The sequence below is a fragment of the Escherichia sp. AM3 genome (assembly GCF_032029835.1).
Taxonomy (GTDB): domain Bacteria; phylum Pseudomonadota; class Gammaproteobacteria; order Enterobacterales; family Enterobacteriaceae; genus Escherichia; species Escherichia coli.
Genome location: NZ_JAVUPQ010001171.1, coordinates 1 through 250, shown reverse-complemented (window position 1 = coordinate 250; position 250 = coordinate 1). Strand labels below are relative to the sequence as shown.

The window sequence follows — 250 nt, the reverse complement described above, 5'->3', positions numbered from 1 at the left end:
GCGTATGGTGCAGTCCGGGCAAAGCTGGCAGCAAGGGCCAATCATCCTCAACTGGCTGGATATTCAGGACTCGTTCGATGCCTCGGGCTTCAACCTGATCATTCACGAAGTGGCGCATAAGCTGGATACCCGCAACGGCGATCGCGCCAGCGGCGTGCCGCTGATCCCGCTGCGTGAAGTCGCGGGATGGGAGCACGATCTGCACGCGGCGATGGAAAACATTCAGGATGAGATAGACCTGGTGGGTGAA

General features: G+C 59.2%; 1 protein-coding gene. It reads left to right on the top strand.

Features of this window, described 5'->3' with window-relative positions; all coding sequences use genetic code 11:
* Positions 1-250, top strand: a 250-nt coding sequence (locus RTW80_RS30195) for a zinc-dependent peptidase (RefSeq protein ID WP_312721871.1), incomplete at both ends; no start/stop codon positions are given.